Source organism: Coleofasciculus sp. G2-EDA-02, from assembly GCF_040226375.1.
Lineage (GTDB): Bacteria > Cyanobacteriota > Cyanobacteriia > Cyanobacteriales > Coleofasciculaceae > Coleofasciculus.
On record NZ_JAVKEW010000070.1, the window covers coordinates 61,967 to 80,562 of the forward strand.

14 protein-coding genes are annotated in these 18,596 nt (G+C 45.9%); 4 read left to right on the forward strand and 10 right to left on the reverse strand.

The genetic code is table 11. From position 1 onward, the window contains the following. The first annotated feature begins 190 nt into the window (after positions 1 to 190). Positions 191 to 2,011: a hypothetical protein gene (locus RLO19_RS06985; RefSeq protein WP_446355026.1), complete on the forward strand. Its 1,821-nt coding sequence runs from the start codon at positions 191 to 193 to the stop codon at positions 2,009 to 2,011. A gap of 329 nt (positions 2,012 to 2,340) precedes the next feature. Further along, positions 2,341 to 3,357, forward strand: a complete 1,017-nt coding sequence (locus RLO19_RS06990) for a DMT family transporter (RefSeq protein ID WP_446355027.1) — start codon at positions 2,341 to 2,343, stop codon at positions 3,355 to 3,357. Between the two features lie 94 nt (positions 3,358 to 3,451). Here RLO19_RS06990 and RLO19_RS06995 read toward each other — a convergent pair whose 3' ends face one another. Continuing rightward, positions 3,452 to 4,699, reverse strand: coding sequence for an RNA-guided endonuclease InsQ/TnpB family protein (locus RLO19_RS06995; RefSeq protein ID WP_446355029.1), 1,248 nt, complete (start codon positions 4,697 to 4,699; stop codon positions 3,452 to 3,454). Between the two features lie 188 nt (positions 4,700 to 4,887). Between RLO19_RS06995 and psbX the strand changes: the two genes are divergently transcribed. Further along, positions 4,888 to 5,007 carry a photosystem II reaction center protein PsbX gene (gene psbX, locus RLO19_RS07000; RefSeq protein ID WP_446337189.1) on the forward strand — a complete coding sequence of 40 codons (120 nt, stop codon included), beginning with the start codon at positions 4,888 to 4,890 and terminating at the stop codon, positions 5,005 to 5,007. Between the two features lie 496 nt (positions 5,008 to 5,503). Continuing rightward, entirely contained in the window at positions 5,504 to 6,322 is an 819-nt protein-coding gene (locus RLO19_RS07005) for a Ycf66 family protein (RefSeq protein ID WP_446355031.1), read from the forward strand. A gap of 76 nt (positions 6,323 to 6,398) precedes the next feature. Here RLO19_RS07005 and RLO19_RS07010 read toward each other — a convergent pair whose 3' ends face one another. The 9 genes from RLO19_RS07010 to RLO19_RS07050 form a co-directional block, all read right to left on the reverse strand. After that, on the reverse strand, positions 6,399 to 7,004 hold the full coding sequence (locus tag RLO19_RS07010) for a hypothetical protein (RefSeq protein WP_446355033.1): 606 nt from the start codon (positions 7,002 to 7,004) through the stop codon (positions 6,399 to 6,401). Between the two features lie 92 nt (positions 7,005 to 7,096). Further along, the gene (locus RLO19_RS07015) at positions 7,097 to 8,734 is read right to left on the reverse strand and encodes an S-layer homology domain-containing protein (RefSeq protein WP_446355034.1); all 1,638 of its coding nucleotides are present in this window, start codon (positions 8,732 to 8,734) and stop codon (positions 7,097 to 7,099) included. Positions 8,735 to 9,156: 422 nt separating this feature from the next. After that, positions 9,157 to 10,395 carry a sensor histidine kinase gene (locus RLO19_RS07020; RefSeq protein ID WP_446355036.1) on the reverse strand — a complete coding sequence of 413 codons (1,239 nt, stop codon included), beginning with the start codon at positions 10,393 to 10,395 and terminating at the stop codon, positions 9,157 to 9,159. Between the two features lie 20 nt (positions 10,396 to 10,415). Next, positions 10,416 to 10,793, reverse strand: a complete 378-nt coding sequence (locus tag RLO19_RS07025; RefSeq protein WP_446355038.1) for an Hpt domain-containing protein — start codon at positions 10,791 to 10,793, stop codon at positions 10,416 to 10,418. Positions 10,794 to 11,051: 258 nt separating this feature from the next. Next, on the reverse strand, positions 11,052 to 12,488 hold the full coding sequence (gene glgA, locus RLO19_RS07030) for a glycogen synthase GlgA (RefSeq protein WP_446355040.1): 1,437 nt from the start codon (positions 12,486 to 12,488) through the stop codon (positions 11,052 to 11,054). Positions 12,489 to 12,927: 439 nt separating this feature from the next. Beyond that, complete coding sequence (locus RLO19_RS07035) at positions 12,928 to 13,707, reverse strand: hypothetical protein (RefSeq protein WP_446355042.1); 780 nt, start codon at positions 13,705 to 13,707, stop codon at positions 12,928 to 12,930. 142 nt (positions 13,708 to 13,849) lie between these two features. Beyond that, the gene (locus RLO19_RS07040; protein ID WP_446355043.1) at positions 13,850 to 15,202 is read right to left on the reverse strand and encodes a P-loop NTPase fold protein; all 1,353 of its coding nucleotides are present in this window, start codon (positions 15,200 to 15,202) and stop codon (positions 13,850 to 13,852) included. Between the two features lie 114 nt (positions 15,203 to 15,316). Continuing rightward, positions 15,317 to 16,312: a glycosyltransferase gene (locus RLO19_RS07045; RefSeq protein ID WP_446355044.1), complete on the reverse strand. Its 996-nt coding sequence runs from the start codon at positions 16,310 to 16,312 to the stop codon at positions 15,317 to 15,319. 267 nt (positions 16,313 to 16,579) lie between these two features. After that, positions 16,580 to 17,983 (reverse strand): peptidoglycan-binding protein, encoded by a 1,404-nt coding sequence (locus RLO19_RS07050; RefSeq protein WP_446355046.1) that lies wholly within the window; start codon positions 17,981 to 17,983, stop codon positions 16,580 to 16,582. Between the last annotated feature and the right edge of the window lie 613 nt (positions 17,984 to 18,596).

Sequence of the window (18,596 nt, forward strand, 5' to 3'; positions counted from 1 at the left end):
AGATAGGGGAGATGGGAAAGCCATGGTGATAATCGGACAAGGCAATGCCGTTTCCCTACCAAAGCTTAGGGATAATTGATTCGTAGGGGCACGATAGTATCGTGCCCTGATCTCGCTTCTTCCCCAGCTCCACTACTAATACGTCATAATGGGGTGTAAATTTTGAGAGTAGCGCTCAAACTTTGAGCAAATGAAAACAGCGACGCGCCCAGAGGAATTAACGGATTTAGGCAACTGCTTACAGGAGGACTTGCAGTCATACCTGCATGAGAGCATTCCTGTTCAAGTTCGGTGTCGGCGAAGTGATGAACGGTTAGCGATTTGGGTACAGCATCCCGCCGAAGCGACGCTGGATCAAGACCAGATTCTCGCGTTTTTAGAACAAACGATCCGCAGCCAATATCCATTGGTGGCTCAACAAGCAAGAGTTAACCTGCTGCGAGCTGGAGAAAAGAAACCTTACGTCTCGCGATCGCTCTTCCTAGATTTGCCTGAACCTGAACCCGAAACCACAACCTCCTCTGATGCGGATTCGGTAGAAACGAACGCCACAGAGGAGACTAACCCCCCGTCTGAAACGGAAACTCCACAAAACTCAGACTCGGACGAAACACAAGCTGAATCATCCCATCCGTGGGATCAACCGATTCCTGAGGTAAGCGATGAAGATGAAGCCGATAAGTCAGAATCAGAAAAACCCCCGTCAGTCAAGGTTAGGTTAAAATCATCCCTACTGCCGTTGGTGGTAGCGGGTGCTGGGTTGAGTTTGCTGGTTTTCTTTAGCACGCTTTATGTCCTAACTCGTCCTTGTGTCATGGGTGAATGTGCGGTTTTGCCAGAAGCGGAACAGTTAAGCCAAAAATCAACCAAAACTCTGCAAAACCCAGAATCGGGAAAAGCAGTTTTGGAAGCACAGGAACAGCTACAAGAGGCGATTCAATTGGTTGCGGCGATTCCGCCTTGGTCACGTTACCACAGCCAAGCTCAACAAAAACTGCAAATCTATCAATCGCACTCGGAAACAGTGGCAGATATGGTAGAGGCGCTGAAAACGGCGGCTAGAGCCGGGTATGAGAGCCAAAACCCGCCCCATCCGGAGTCGAAGTGGCGGGAGGTTCAGAACCTCTGGCGAGACGCGATCGCTAAACTGGAACAGCTCCCCACCGATAGCAATCTCCAACCCTTAGCCAAAGCCAAAATTAAGGCGTATAAGACGAATTTAGAAGAAATTAATCAGCGACTGCTCAAAGAACGAAAAGCACAGGAACATATAAAAGCAGCTCAAGAAGCAGCGCGGATGGCACAGGCGCGTCAAGGAATTGCCCAATCCTTGTCAGACTGGCAATTGGTTTATGCGACTTGGCAAGCGTCGATGCAGCGTCTCAAACAGATTCCCCAAGGGACAACCCCCTATGAGGAAGCCCAAGAGTTATTGGCGCTGTATTTACCGAAACTCGCTAATGCCCGCGATCGCAAAACGAGTGAGCAAATTGCTGCCAATGCCTATAATCAAGGCGTGCGCTTGGCTCAACTGGCAACGGATTCTCAAACGGACAAACAATGGTCAACCGCCCTGATTCATTGGCGGAATGCGTTAACTTATGTTAATCAGGTACCCAAAGATACTTATTACTATACCAAGTCACAATCCTTAGTGGAACCCTATCGAGGTGCGCTCAAGCAGGCTCAAAACCAGCTTCAGTTAGCCGTTAAGATGCAACAAGCTCGTCGGGATCTCAATCAAACCTGTTTTGGGAAACCCAGCATTTGTAGCTATACGATTGACAACAAGATGATTAAGGTTCAGTTGACACCTGCTTATGTCCAGATGGTGCAACAACGAGCGCTAAGTGCCAGAAGCCAAGGAGACTCAGAAGCTCATGCGGGTATTGTGAATCATATTTTGACCTTGGGAGAAGCGTTGGAAGTGATTAGCGATAATGCCAAACTGCGAGTAGAGGTTTATACACCAGAGGGTGTGATGATCCAGGCACATAATCCAGCTCAGTAGCTAGTTCAGCGCGGCTTTAAATACCCACCAGTTCACAAGCTTGCTAAAAAGCAGCTCATATAAGCAAGTGCAGCCTTGTGCTCACCGCCAAATCATAGATTATGGCGGCAGACTTCTGGGCGGATTAGGTAATGTATCAAAATATTACTTTCAGTAACAAAATACAAAATAATAGAAGTTTAGATCCCTATCAAACCTTAAGATAACTAGTAGCGTTAGCTGCAAAGTCAAAGCTTATACAATCCAAACTCTCAAAGGGTATTCTCCTCAAAATTGCTCAAGAATTTTTATCGAAATTAAAAGATAAAGTTATTTTCTAGGGACTTTAAATGATACAGAAAACTCAACAGTTACAATTATCCCAATCCCAGATAAATCCCAGTCCAACGATGATGGCTCTATTTGCCATATTTACTGCCATCGTCGCTTTATCCCTTGCGGCTATATTTATCCGATTGAGTGAACGGGAACTCGGTCCGTTTGCCACAATCTTTAACCGATTCTGGATTGCCTTTTTAGTCTTATGGCTGTTGAACCAGTCGAAGGCGCGATCGCAAGGGCATGAAAAATTGTCTGTACCTCAGTCAGCTTATACAATTCGCGATTGGCTCATGTTGATCGCGGCTGGAGTGATGTTCTGGGGTTGTTTGGCACTTTGGGCATGGTCTCTCACCCAAACAGGTGTTGCCAATTCAACTATCTTACACAACTTGACTCCCTTATTCACAACCTTAGGAGTATGGCTGATATTCGGTCAACGCTTTGACAATCAATTCCTGATTGGTTTGATGATGGCAATGGTGGGAGCAACAGCGCTAGGATTTGATGATTTACAAGTAGCGACGGATAACTTTGCCGGGGATATTGCTGCTTTCTTATCAGCACTCTTTTCAGCCGCCAACTTAATGCTGATTGAAAAATTGCGTGCCAAGTGGGATGCCACAACCATTATTATGTGGTGCTGTTTAGTCGGATTGGTGGTAACGTTTCCCGTGGTACTGCTAACCGAAGACAGACTATTCCCGATTTCGGGTTCAGGATGGTTATCCGTTATCGGTTTAGCTATTGTCTGTCAAGTCGTCGGTCAAGGACTTCAGGCATATAGCCTCAAACGCTTGTCTTCTGGATTAGTGGGTGTGTTCCTGCTACTTGATCCGGTACTGGCAGCAATGGTGGCGTGGGTTCTGTTTTCAGAACACTTAAGCCTGTTTAACGGATTCGCGTTTGCTGTGGTTTTACTAGGCATCTATGTGGCTAAATCGAGTCAATACGCTTCTGATCTTATGGCGAATGACTCCCAACCTGCGCTTTGTGTAGCTGCTGGGAAACAACTGCCCCACAAATAACGCCGTAGTTAGCTTTTTGGGTATTATCTTGGATAACACTCAACAGCCCCACCGTCTAGATGGATGGGGATGGAGCGAGGTGAACTACTCAGGCTTACTTCGTTGAAGCCTGAGCTTCTGATCTCACAGGGTATTGCGTCAACTTAGACTTGCGCCCAAGTTTCGGTCTCACATCCCCTCCATCAGCAGCAGTCCCAGTCCCTGAGACCGATAGGATTCTGATGCCTTCCGCTCTGATATTTGCTGAAGCGTTACCATCTCTATCATGATGAGTACCACAGCTAGGACAAGTCCAACTCCTAACCTCTAAGGGCATCTCGTCCACCTGATAATGGCAGTTTGAGCAGAGTTTTGAACTGGGAAACCATCGGTTAATTTCTACCAATACCTTGCCCTCTTTTTCGAGCTTGTACGATAGAAAATTGACAAACATTCCCCAGCCTACATCAGAAATAGATGCAGCTAGTTTATGGTTACGATAGCGAAGCGTTAGCGAGTCTTCGAGCGTCACCATGCCCTTAGTATTTAGACTTTCGACTACGATGACTTGGTTTTCGTCAACAAGCTTTCTGGACAGCTTATGCAGGTAGTCTTGACGGACATTACTAACTCGTTCGTGAACCCTAGCTACCAGTTTTCTGGCTTTATCTGTTGAATTGCTCCCCTTCTCCTTTCTGTCTAATTTTCGTTGCTTCCGCTTGAGGTTACGCTCATGCTTGGCTAAATGCCTAGGGTTAGCAAACTTAGAGGTCTTGACCCCATCATTGACAATCGCAAAGTCCTTCAATCCTAAGTCAATCCCAGCTACTTTGCCATCGGTGCTAACAGGTGGGCTATCCTCTTGTGTCTCGGTCAAGACGGATGCAAAATACTTTCCCGATGGGGTCATGCTCACCGTTACCGTCTTGATTGTTCCTTCAATGGGTCGGTGTATTTTAGCTTTGACTTTTGCCACGCGACCAGGAAATTTGAGGCAACCATCTACAACTGTTACCGACTGGGGATACTGAATGGACTGCTTATTTCTTTTTGCCTTAAACCTAGGGTATCTAGCCCTACCCTCAAAAAAGTTCTTATAGGCAGTCACTAGGTTGAGTGTAGTAGCTTGTAATACCTGAGAGTAGCATTCAGACAACCATTCGGTTTCCTCCTGTTTCTTGAGCTTAGGCAAAAATGCGTTTAATGCTGAACGTGTCAAGCCTTTACCCGTTAACTGGTAAGTTTCAATGCACAAATTGAGTGCATAATTCCACCACCAGCGACTACAGCCAAAGTGTTGAGCTAGTATCACTTGTTGTTCAGTTGTCGGATATAGTCTAACTTTGACGGCTTGATGTCCCATCGCTTTCACCTCCTTTTCCCTCTCTTACCACTATATACTATTTAGGGTAATCTTATCGGGAAGATGGGAAATTTCGTGCCTCAATTTCCCCCTGTCCATCCTCACCCTACTATCGTTGAGAGTGAGGACTTCCGCGACATTGTTAAGTTAAAATTAGTATAAACATTAGTTACAAGGATTAAAGTTCTATGACGCCCTCATTAGCCAACTTTTTATGGAGTCTCCTTTTGGGTGGGGTGATTGTGGTTGTTCCCGCGACCATTGCCCTAATCTTTATCAGCCAGAAGGATAAAATCCAACGCTCTTAAGCTTGGGAGCGTCATTTGTCAAACCCTCGTCAAGGAACAGGGTAGCCTCGTCGCTACCCTGTTGTCCCTATCTAGAGAACTTTCTAAGACGGTGTAGTCCTTATCCAAGCCGTATTGGATACTATCCCAACTGAGTAAACAAATTTGGGCATAGTAACGTTAAGGTAGAGATTTATTGGCAAAACTCGCTACCATGAGCATGTAAGCCTGGTCAGCTTCACCGCGTAAGCGTGAATTGAAGGAGCCGCACAAAATCTTGGAATAGCTTCTCTACGGGTGGTCAGCCTGAAAGTTATGCCTGTCCCTGAATCAACAGGGAATCCCAAAAGGAAGGAGATATCGCTGCCGCCATAGCGGGGAGCCTAGGAACCGAACTAGAAAGGAAGAATAGGTGAAGCCCTTCACTTTTCAATGACCTTTCTGGGAAATCCCCTACTATACCGCTCGATTGGTTAGTGGGTGGAGGATGTCAAAGAACTGACTTAGGAGAGCAGGAATGGTAAATTTTGGGCTGAACTCAGCCAGTATTCTGGGTATTTTCTTGGCAGTTGCCGGAGCAGGGCTTTATTTCCTGCGCTCAGTACGTCCGGAATTAGCACGAGATCATGATATATTCTTTGCCGCTGTCGGACTCTTATGCGGCTTTATTCTGTTATTCCAGGGATGGCGACTTGATCCCATTCTCCAGTTTGGTCAGTTTCTGCTGACGGGTTCTGCCATTTTCTTTGCGGTTGAAACCATTCGTTTACGGGGTATCACCACTGAACAAGCCAAGCGCAATACAAAAATTGTGGATGAAGAACGCCCGGTGAGCAATGTTTATCGCCAGGTGGCTGAGTTAGATGAACTAGAACCAATGGAAGATGAAGATCCCTACATTGGTCGTCGCCTCCGGGGAACAGCCGATTCTCGTTATAACCGCAGCGACAGGTACGAAGCCGAGGTTCGCCGTCCTAGAAGTCGAAGCGTCTCCGATGATTTCCCTCCAGAAGAACGCTCCCGTAAACGCCGTCCACGTCCTGCAACTCGTTCCTCAAGACCACCTGCGGAACGATGGGAAGCTGATGTAGAGAATGACTGGGACGATAAACCGACTCCCACTCGTCGTCCTCGCCCTTCGCGTCCACCGAGTCGCAACCCCGAACCCGACATAGAATCTCCACCCAGAAGACGTCGTCCTACCCAAGAATCAACGGTATCTTTGGCAGATCAAGAGGTAGAACCGCCTCCCAGTGATTATGTGGATTATAAACCCATTGATCCCTTGGAGGATGATGATGAAGATGATTACGTACCTAAAGGTTCAGAATACTAAATTCAATTAGATGTGCCACGTTAGTGGAGTTGGGTTGCATTCCTCAACCCAACCTACTAATGGTATGTTACCTAGCCTAATTGCTAGCCAACGCCGCATTTAATAAAATAGCCAGGACAGAGCGAATTGCCCGCAGTTCTTCCGGCGGTTCCCGTAAAAACTCGAAACTACTGGCATTAATTAAAGCATTGTACGCTTCAACTACAGCCGCAAACTGAGCGGCATTAACGTCACCACCTGCGGTCAATCCGGATAGGCTAGTGGCGAGATTCTGGGCAAGGGTTGGATTTGCCCCAGCATTCACGAGGGCGTTTTGAATTTGACTCACCCCAGCCTCAACGTTACCTGTTCCCGTCAAAATCAGGGCTAAGTTTTCCTGGACGAATCCGGGAATAGGAGACGTGTCATTCCCCACACTTGGCAAATTTCGTTGGGCAAGTCGTTCATTCACGATACCCGCTGCTTCAAAAACATTTGCCCTAATCTCAGATGTTTCAAACACCAAAACGAGTTCACCACCCCTACCTCGACCAAAATAATCACCCACAATATCGCTCGTGGTGATAATATTCCCCGTAACATCAGACAGGACAGGCTGGGCATGGCTCGATGCGGTCATCGATAAAATTCCTGCCACGCCTACCGTTAAACTCAGTCCTAACTGAAACGCAAAATGTCTCATTTTTCTACTCCTTAATATAACTGACTTGAGTAATGGGCATAGCGATGCTATACCCCTACGCCGATAATTGAAGGTGGCTCAATCTCTACTTTTTAGAACGATAGCCCATAACCAATCCCCAAAATGAACCGAGGTTCATCACCAGCATTACCCGTCACATCAGCCACAGCCGGGGTAATCACCAATGGAACCCCTTGAATTGGCACAATTGAAGCCCCTACATACAAGTCTTGACCCGTCCAATCGGCGATTAACGTAACAGGTTCTACAACTTGTAGACCAACACTACCAAAGACATTAGTCGAACCCTCTTTATCCTCAATATCATCTAATGAGCGGAAACGCCCCCCACCGAGACCAACCGAGGCAGTTAGCCGACTCAAAGGTTCACTGGAATTTTCTCGCAAACGGAAAACTTTACTGACAACCCCATAAACACTTTGGTCGCCATCAGTATTACCCCAAACAATGGCATTCTCCACACCAATTGCCACAGCGAGATCATCACCAATTAAGCGGTGAAGTTTGAAACTAACTCCGCCATCTTCAAAGGTATCGCCAAATAAGTCATAAATTGAAACAGCGGTTTCTAGGGCAACAATTCTCCTAGCATCACCGACGCCAAAACCGACAACAACAGCACCATCGTCTTCATTGAAAAACCGTACTTGCTCTTGATAGGTAGCACCTAAAAATATATCCCCCGTTTGAGCGCCAAAGGCTGTAGGGCTATTAATACTAGAACCCCCGCGCACAATCCGACGCAATCGTTCCTCCACAGGCGGTGCGGGAAGGAGATACTGCCGTCGCAAGGCAGCAACTTGTTCCGGTGTCGGTGTTGGGGGTTCTTGGGCAATGGGTTCGTAACCCACAATGTAACGGGTTGCCACAGTGGAGGGCGGGAGTGGGGGTAATTGACCTTGGCTGACTAATGCTTGGTAGATAAAGGCGGCTACATCGGCACGAGTGGCAGTCTGATTCGGATTTAATAACGCCACATTGGGGTAATTCACCACCATCTGGTTCACTGTGGCGGCGGCAATGCTATTCTGCGCCCAGCCAGGAATTTGAGCGGCATCCTGAAAGATTTGATTTAATAAGGCTACAGGTTGAGCGGGAGCCGATAAATCCAACCCACTGACTAATGCCACTAGCACTTGCACACGGGGGATATTTTGATCGGGAAGAAATATATTATTAGGATATCCTTCCAAGAATCCCATACGATACGCTTCTTGAATGGCATCCAATGCCCAGAAATTAGCCCGGATATCCGCAAACTGAGTTCCTGGACGTTCCAGGGGTTGGTCAAACGCCTGACGAATCATCGCCGCAAACTGAGCGCGGGTGACTGGGGCATTTGGTCTAAATGTCCCATCGGGAAATCCTTGGATGATTCCCCGTGCGGCTAGGGCTTCGATAAAGGCTTGCGCCCAATTGCCTTGAATATCTGGAAAAGTTGTGGCTTGCACGATTTGCACCCCACGACTAGGCGGCGATTTCGGTGCAACTTGGGCAGGTTGAGTTGTATTTGGGGCAGAGTTTTGGGGGCGCAGGGCATCAGCACCCAGCATGTTATTTAGGAGTGATTCTCCTAGTGAGCCTTTTTGATTAGTTTGTGGGTTAGTTTGGGCTTGGGCAATATTCTGAGGACTGGCTATGTTGGCTGCTACACTAAGTAACGTGCTGCCCAACACTGAACCAAGAACCTGATACCCCCAATGGTGCATAGTTTTGCCAATTGGCTCGAAACAACCCTTAAACCTATATCTCCTCATCACTTTTGCTATGCTCCCGAAGCTCTCGTTGTTACCTCAAAGGTACATGAGTTTTGCCGATTCATGCCTTAATTTATCTAAAAAATTGGCGTGGATACTTCTGTTATAGCCCGACCGGGTTTAACGGGATCTTCCAAATACACAATAGTTGTTAAAATGTCAAGCATTATCTAACGGGCTTACCAATTTTGCTTTTATATCGTGGGACACCTTCAGGCTTATTAAATGTTAATTTAACAATAATAGCTGGCTTCGGCTAAAATGACACGGAGGGAGTAAAGGGCGACCCGATCCAATTGAATGGATACAGTTGTTGATTTTTGCCAGGGGGTCGCCCCTACGGGAGGACAAAAGGTTATATGCTCCCCTGTTGCCTAAGTGGAAATGGTTTTAGCTTTGATAGAGATAGGCAGCTCAATCCGAAACTCTGTATCTGTACCGGGTTCTGATAGACATTGGATTGAACCTTTGTGTTGTCCGACAATAATTTGGTAACTAATTGCTAGTCCTAAGCCAGTACCCGTACCAATGGGTTTAGTGGTGAAAAAGGGATCAAATATGCGATCTTTAATGTCTGAGGGGATATGAGACCCGTTATTGGCAATGCGAATAACCACACGCTCGTTCTGTAATTGTTCCGTCCGGAGAATAATCCGAGGGGGTATTGTACGAGTTTCTTCTTTGATGGCATCAATGGCGTTGTTAATAATATTCAGAAACACTTGATTTAACTGACAGACATAACATTCGACTAAGGGTAAGTTTCCGTAGTCTTTGACGACCTCGATATCTAGTTCTGGAGATTGTAAGCGATAATGCAACATTAATAATGTGTTGTCAAGTTCCTGATGAATATCAACCGCTTGCAAGCCAGAACGGTTTTGCTGGGAAAACTCTTGCAGAGAAAGAACCATTTTATGAATACGTTGGGTTCCTCGACGCATCGATGATAAAACTTTAGGCAAATCATCAATGAGAAAGTTCAGATCAATGGTTTCAATTTTGTCAATAACATCCGGGGGAGGATTCGGTGTGATTCCTTGGTAGAGATTGATGAGTTCAATGAGGTCTTGGGTGTAGCGTTCAACGTAACTGATGTTACTGTAGATAAATGTAACGGGGTTATTGAGTTCATGAGCTAAGCCGGCGACAAGCTGCCATAAGCTTGCCATTTTTTCCGTTTGCACCCATTGTGCCTGAGTTTGTTGTAACTGTCGCAGGGCTTGACTTAACTGTTGGGTTAATTGACGCGATCGCAGCCCCGCCCTAACCCGCGCTAATAACTCTTCGACATCAATGGGTTTGGAGATAAACTCATCAGCACCAGCATCCAAGCCTTGAACGCGATCGGTAATTTGATCGCGCATGGTGAGTAAAATTATAAACGTGGTTGCCAATTCCGGATCAGCTTTCACTTGCCGACAGACTTCTAGTCCATCTAGGCGCGGCATAATCCAATCACATATAATCAAATCCGGATGGAGTGATTTGACATAGCGTAGGGCTTCTTCTCCATTTTGAGCGATCGCGACTTCGTGACTTTGACTGGTGAGTAGATTTTTCAGCACAAGCTGAACCGTCAAATCGTCATCAACCACTAAAATTTTCGCCATAGCCGATTAACCGCAATGCTTTATTCGGGGAGTTGGTTAGAAATATAAGATTGTACCCCTAACTCCTGGCTTTCTAATGCAACAAGCAGATCGGTAGCACTGGAAAACTTCTCAGCTTTTGCCTGACGCTCCAATTCAGTCGCGATCGCCCTAAGTGAGGAAACGCCCACATTAGCCGCAGCTCCTTTGATCTGATGGGCGCATCGTGCAACAGTGAGATAATCATTGGCGGCTTCAGCTTGCTGAATCGCTTCTAGGTTAACGTGAATGACCTGCAATAGGGCGACGAGCAGTTCGCGTTTTAACTCGACTTCGCCTAGACTCACTTCCTCTAAGCGATCCAAGTCGATTTCTATACTGTTGGTGGGATTGATAGGTGAAAAATCCGACTCAGACAAAAAGCTTCAATTCCGATTTTTTATTGGGCAATAGTTATAACCTTACCATAAATGCGATCGGGGGTTTAGTAGAAATGCAGGGCGGAGCGAAGTCTGGTAGCTCACCTGCAAACTGAGTAAGGGCGGGTTTTGCACAAATGTTACCATCAATAGCCAACAGCCAGTACCCAAACCCGCCCCTACAAGTATCACGAATCACTTGTTCCCCTTAGATTCCCGACGCCTTAATTAAATCAGGGATTGGGTAGGGGAGTGAGTCTAACTGATAACCCCTGTAAGGGGTGAATCTGCCTCTTGCGGTTGGACAGTTTCGTCCTCTGGCGGTAATCCTAACACCTCTCGGTATACACGGATATACTGTTTGGCTGATTTATCCCAACTAAAATTCTGACGCATCCCCCGCTGCTGTAGCGTTGTCCATTGATCTTTAAAGCGGAAGCCTTCCCAAGTCCGCACCATGCAGGTATAAAAGTCTAAGGGTTCATAGCGGTCAAAGCAGTAGCCAGTGCCGGTTTGGCTAACAGGTTCATGGTGAGAAACGGTATCCACCAGACCCCCTGTACGCCGGACAATAGGGACACAGCCGTAGCGCATGGCTAGCAGTTGACTAATCCCACAAGGTTCAAACCGGGATGGCATCAAGAATGTATCACAACCGGCATAAATGCGTCGGGACAGAGCATCATTATAGAGGAGTTGGACAGACATACGACCCCGATAGCGGGATGCCAATTGCCACATTTGGGTTTCGTAGTAACGTTCACCGGCAGCCAGTAATATAAATTGGGCATCGGTGTAAGCCATGAAGCGGTCGAGGACTTGTAATAATAGGTCAATCCCCTTTTGCTCAACTAGGCGCGTGACCATACCCATGAGAAAGACATTGGTGTTGACTTCTAAGCCCACCTCTTCTTGCAGGGTCACTTTATTTTTTCGACGTAATTCAATTGTATCGGCGGTGAAATTTTGCTCTAGGTATTTGTCGATTTCTGGGTCATAACTATCTGTATCAATGCCATTGAGAATCCCGACGGTTTTACCACTAATGAAAGACATTAACCCTTCTAGAGTTTCGCCGTATTCAGCCGTGCGGATTTGATCAGCGTAGGTTGGCGAGACGACAGTAACTCGGTCAGCAAATTGTACCGCTGCCGCCATTGTGTTATGACCTTGCATGTACCAAGGACACCAGGTTATCTGCTGTAAGCGCCAGCGCCAGGGACCTTGATACGCCAAGTTGTGAATGGTGAAGACGGTGGAAATATCCGGGGATTGGTTCATCCACACGGGAATCATGCCGGTGTGCCAATCGTGGCAATGAATAATTTGGGGTTTCCAGTAATTCCAGGCAAACTCAGATGCACCATTGGCAAACAGGGTAAAGCGCCAGTCTTCATCCTCTCCTCCGTAGACATTTCGCCCGGAGAAGGCGAGATGTCCAAACAGATAGAGGGGGACATCGGTTCCGGGTAAAACCGTTTCATAGACGGCGAATGACTCAAACATGGCATACCCCCACCAGACGGGTTCTTTGGGAATCTCCATCTTGTGGGCTAAAAAGCCGTAATAGGGCATAAAAATCCGCACATCATGTCCCAAGCGCTTCAGAAACTTGGGCAATGCGCCCACGACATCCCCCATACCGCCGACTTTTGCCAGGGGCGCTACCTCTGCGGCAACAAAAAGAATATTCATATTGATAGTTGTGTACGATGAAGTCTCAAGTAGTAATAGTATCCTTCAGAGGGGCGTTTACAATGACGAATCCTTGAATTCGTGGCATTTTGGCGCCAGTGTGGAGAGATAGAGGGATCAGTGCGATCGCCCTGGGTTTGTAGCAAGAGGAGGCGATTGAAATCGCTGCTACACTTGCCTTTCGTCCGCCTGCGCGGACTAGATTATAAAGGGGGTGGCTAACCCGGATTTGATATTACCCGTTTTGAAGAGCATGATATCGGTAAAACCCGCCCCTACAGACTATCGGGTTACCCTTGGCTGAGAATCTGCCACAGACGCGCGATCGCATCCGGTTCCCTCAGCGGCTTAAACCCTTATACTCAAAGGATGCGGCTCTCCAGTAGTCAGGGTGATAAGCAAACCTGATTATTCTTGGAAACTTTGTGGGGCAAGGCTTTCAAAACAATGTTTTTAATGAAGCTATCACTAATATAGGGTTTTCCACCACAAGTACGGGAGAGCCAACCAGATCAACAAAAATCCTTAATACCAAATCCAACTTATTCGCTTCCGTTGTCAAATCTGCCGCTAATCCCTCTAAATCCCGTTCTAATTCAGCGCGAGTCTTTAGCTGTGCCGCTTGACAAGCATCATCCCAACGCTGTTGCTGTAATGCTGCTTCAGCTAAAAAGCTATAATCTTGGGCTAATTTACTTGTACTGCCATAGGTTTGATGTAAGGATAAAGCCTTTTGCGCTACTTGTTCTAGTTCATTCCACGCTTGCATCCGTCGCAGCACTCGTTCTAATTGAGTAATGCATTTTGCCACTAAATCGGGGCGGTTTTCTTGGTCAAATAGTTCTAGACAGTGCTGGAGATGAATCTTGGATGTTTGCCAGTTAATCGCCTGATGTTTTCTGCGGTCAGTTGTGCGATAGTAGTAGAGTCCAATATGAAATAGGAGTAATCCGGCTTTTAATTTGGCATTAATCCGGACGGGTTTAGTTTCGTTATCGATTGTCTCTACATTGGGGTCAATGGGGGCGGGTTTAGTTATGTTATCTGTTTGGCGAGACACGTTATCTGTCAAACCCGCCCCTACCTGCTGCCAAAACGTTAGGCTTTGTTGCATGATGTAAAACCGTCCCTCAGAGGCTTCAATTGCCCAAATCAACTCCTCTAGGGCTTCCTGATTATCAATTCTTCTAAAGCACTCCCTCCTACCTATAACGTACACGAACCCTCTGCTACCTGGAGCGTTAACCTCTGCTACCTGGAGCGTTAAAAAAATAAACCCGTATCCCCCCTACCCCATCAAACTATTCTAACTCACATAACACAGATAAAAGAGTGGGCGCAAGGATAGTGCCCCTACCTTTTCATCCCTGCAACTCTTGAGCATCCACCAAAATCGGATTCAAATCAAACCAAGACTCATCATCATAATAATATTCAAACACCAACCGACTGCGAATCAACATTTCATATCCCTGATCATCACTCACCCATTTCCGTTGCTGCACTTGTCGCAATAACCCCCACTGACTATCCGAAATTCTCAGCGTCATTTCATTCCGATATAGCCGAACTAACTTCTCCAGAGTCTCCCGACACAGGGGAAACTTCCGTTCCTTTTTTATCCAATCATTGAGTAACTTCAACAAATCTCGCACATGACCCCCGCTCCTGTAACATAGATAGTCTAAACTTTCCAAATTATCGAAAATTTCAGTACAACTTTCCAGACGTTCTTTTTCCTCTAAATCCGGAAATGCTCGTGCTAAAACCATCTGTCGCAGTAAACTGATTCCCGCTTGACAATCACTCCCATCTTTTAACTGTACCGGAACCATCGGTAATATTTTTGGTCGTTCAGGAAACCGTTGTGTCAACATGCCATAATCATTAGAGAACTTCAACCCCAAGGGCATGGTATAAACTAAATGGCAATGCAGCTTAGTTAAACATTCACTCTGATCCACAAACAAATAATCCTGTTGTGGACGTCCCCACGGTTTTGCGCTATTATCGATCCGATCCAGATTATCGACAATGACGACTAAACCATTTTTACCCTGCTGTTTGAGTTTCGCGATCGCAGGTTCAATAAGCTCCTGATTAATCACCTGCAGTAGCTGGGTTTTCTGAGGTCCCAGGTACTGATTCAGTCGCTGACGCAGCGTCGCATCACTTTTTGTCTTCGCCGTGATTTCGCCAATCCCAAACGCCAGGGAAACGGTATCCTCTTGAGATCCGACACCCACATCTCCCAGATTCGGAACTTTAATTTTCACCCCCTGCACCTCGGCATTTAATACCCTTGCAGCCCCCTGTAGCAGCGTCTGTAACCCCGTTAATTTACCGAGTTGGATGGTTGCCAAACTTTGAGAAATCCGACGTGCGATCGCTAGTAGCACATCAGCAATATCCACATCCGCCATTTCCAAGTCTTCACTCGACTCAAAGTAAACGACATGAAACCCCTCTTCTTCTAATTCTGCCTTCAGTCGCAATAACTCCGTCGATTTGCCACAGCCAATATGTCCCGTAAATAAGGCGCAGGTTGGTTCATCAGGTGAGAAAAAGGTAATATTATCTTTAAGTTCTTCAATAATCTTACCCCCGCGTACCGGGGAAAAGTCGGTATAAAATTTCTGGTCTTCTGGATTGTCCACAACCAGCGTTCTGCTGGGATTCGTTGCTTTAAAAAAAGTCTGTAAATCTACTTTCATCCTTATTTTTCCTTTGTCCTTTGTCCTTTGTTATTCGTAAAATGATTATTACAATGAAAAAGCGAATTGGTTACATCCGCAGCTAATTTACGACAATTTAGAAAAACTTAGTTGCTAACGATATATTTTTCCCCACAGCTTATTAGAAAATCTCTGGATACTTAACTTAGCTAGCCGTCTTCTCGTCAAGCTTGGAATATTACCAGGTAGATTTTGGCTTAAATCAAAAAACTCATTTATATCAGACAAAATTATTTGAATGCGACGGATAATATTTTCAGAACGGTATTCGACAAAAAACTGTTTATCCAAAGGCTTGAGATACGGATTTTCTATAACTCGAAGAATACGTTGACTATCATACTCTTTAGAGTATCCCGCTATTTTATAGCAATTAAACCCCGGATCTAAATAATCCGATAAGCCCCCATTCACACTAGAAAAAACCTGACAACCACAGGCAAGAGCTTCCATCGGTTGCAGCCCAAAGCCTTCACTCACCCATTGTTGCGCCCAATACTCAGCCGAGTCATACAAATAAACCTTAGCCCGATTAAAAAGTCCCGGCAAATCCTCGACGTAGGAATCAACAACTTTAACACGACAATACTTCTGTAACTCTGGTATCAAGTCTTGGAGTAAATACTCAGACGATTTCCGCGCCTGAACTAACACATCAATATCCCGTTCTAGGTTAAAATTCTGGAATTCTTCCGAAATATGATTAGGTAAATAGTAAATTAGAGAATTAGGCGATCGCTGTCCCCAATATCCCATGGTATTGCGACTAACAGTAATGATAGGAATACGCGCTGGAAGTTTAAATCGATACCCAGCACTATGGGCATGGTAAATAACCGGATAGGACTTGAGTTTTGCCACAAGTTTAGGAATATCAAATCCCCAACTGATCACAAAAATAACATTATTTAAATCCTGTTGCTTGAGTAAATCATCTAGGAACAGGATATCCTTTTCCCGTTGACGATAGGTTACCACCTCAGCAGGGCAAACCTGCTTTGCCAGACTCAGGGTTTTCAACTCCGCCCAAAGACCTCCACAAGCAAATGTGCCATAAGTTCCAGGGACTAAAAAGTAAAGGGTTCTCAAAACACCAATTGCCTCAGTGAGATTGTTTGTATAGTTTAATATAATAGAGCCTTTATTACCCCTTTTGCCACGGCGATTGAAATCGCTGCTACACAAACTTTTGTCCGCCTGCGCGGACTTGTTTATAACGGGGGTAGCGTTCCCCGGATTTGGGATTAGTCCAGTAGAGGCGACCCGCTTATATAAATCAACAACTGTATCTACTCGATTTCCTCGGATCGCCCTTTACTCAACTATCTATAGATTGGTGGCGTAAGTCCTGAGCAATCAACCAATTAATGCAGTATATTTTTGCTTCAGCAACGCCCGCAATTCCGGCATAGTCATTGATAAAGCCCCACCTGGGTCATTTTTAGCGCCGGGACGTCCACCTTCATCGCAACATTCATCATGACCTTTAACATCATCAAAGGAAAACACATCAGGTGCTTGTGACTTAAGCCACAACAGTAACTTAATCAGAGACGATTCTTGTTCCGAAGTAAACTTCTGATACCATCCTTCCCGGCGTGAACCCTCTCGCTTCACATAGCGCATTTGTGTTTCATCAAAATATTCATCGGGAGATTTATGAAACCATGCCTTATATTTAGGCACTCCATTCACCTTAACCAATTCGCAAAGTCCAGCCGAAATGATTTCAATCCCGACACTGTATTTGTGGTGATCTGTTCCACTATGAGACCCACCCCGATTTAAAGGAAATGCCTGGTAAATTGTGCCATCCCGACCCATAACCAGACAGGGGAAGCGTTTTTCGCCTAAATACCTTACCGTACCGATGGGATTATCTCGTCCCGCCGTGAAGTGAACAACAGCACCACGGGGATAATTTTGTTCATAAGTCCACCGCGTAGGAATCTCAGGTAATAATCGTTTGGCAAAAGGTATCCAGAGGTTTTTGTGACCTCCTGTAGTGGTTTGTTCTTGTGTACTGGTTTGTCCCCCTGTATTAGTTTGCCCCCCTGTAATTGGGGGATTTACAATTAGCTCTAGCAAGGCTTTCCACACATCCATATCGGCAATCCCGTCTGGTGTCAAACCCACACGCTTTTCCACTTCCATGACAGCCTGTTTAGTCTTAGTGCCAAAAATACCATCGACTTCAAGTCCTGCGTTAATCCCTTCATTGAGTTCTCGTTGTAAATCCTTAACCGCTTCACCGCGATCGCCTTGGCGCAGTTCTCGGTCTTGGGGTTTATCCACCGAGTTTAGCAGTTCAGCAGCTTCGTCATATAACTTCTTCAAGATATACTCATGGTAGACTAACCCACCATGACGGGATTTCCAAGTTTCTTTGTAGCCAGAAGGACACCAAATTCGCCCGATGAAGGCAAGAAACGCCTCCGGACTTTGGACATGATTACGCCATCCTTTGTAGGGTGAACGCTCAAGAAAACGCCAGTAGCCGCGAACCGCATCGGCTTTTGTGGCAAACTTGCAAAACTCCGCCCCCCCTGTCGGTTCACTGTCTGTTTCGTAGTAGACTGGTACAGCGAAGCCTTTCATCTCCTCGCGCCACTTCATTCCGTGGTGATTGTTGTATAGCTTTGCCAATTCTGTTGTTTCCCGTCCACTTTCCAGAATTGCCTGGGCTAGACACGCCGTTGCTAGCTGTGGGAACTCAATCTCTGTGTGGGCTACCGCTTCGATGAATTGGGTCCAACTCATGGGTGATTATCTCCTTTCTAGTACAAGAAAGCAGACATCCGAAGGCTGCAGGGTTCCAATGCCGTAAAGCTTAGGGTATCTGCTTTTTCGTTTATTGTTAACAGGTTAGTATTTGGAGCCGCACTGCTCTAGATACATCTAGTTGTAGAGCTTTTCATCTGGAACGGTGAAATTTTGATATAAAAATTTACCTAGGCTTACAGCAAAAATATGAAACCCTTCAACATCAAGGTTTTGAAGAGATGAAGGGTTCATAATATGTAATAAATAAACCGGGTAGCCTTGTGCCTTGTACGAGAGATATCGTTGACTTACAGATCGTGGCGAACAGATCGGGAACTCTAAAGCTTTACTAAATTTTTATATTCAGCGGGTCAGATTTCATCGTAACTCTACCCATTTTACTGATAATTGGCGGAAACTAGAGAAAGCAAATGCACCCTGCCTTGTAAAAGACCCTAAATGAATATGAAAGGGCAGATGCACCCCTAAAACCCTGACAGCCGCCCACATTCTGATTGACAGCACGTACTCAAATCGAAATGTGGGCTTCACTTCTAGAGTAGAAATTTCTAGTGATAATTGTTGTGATCTAAATTTCCACTACTGTGTG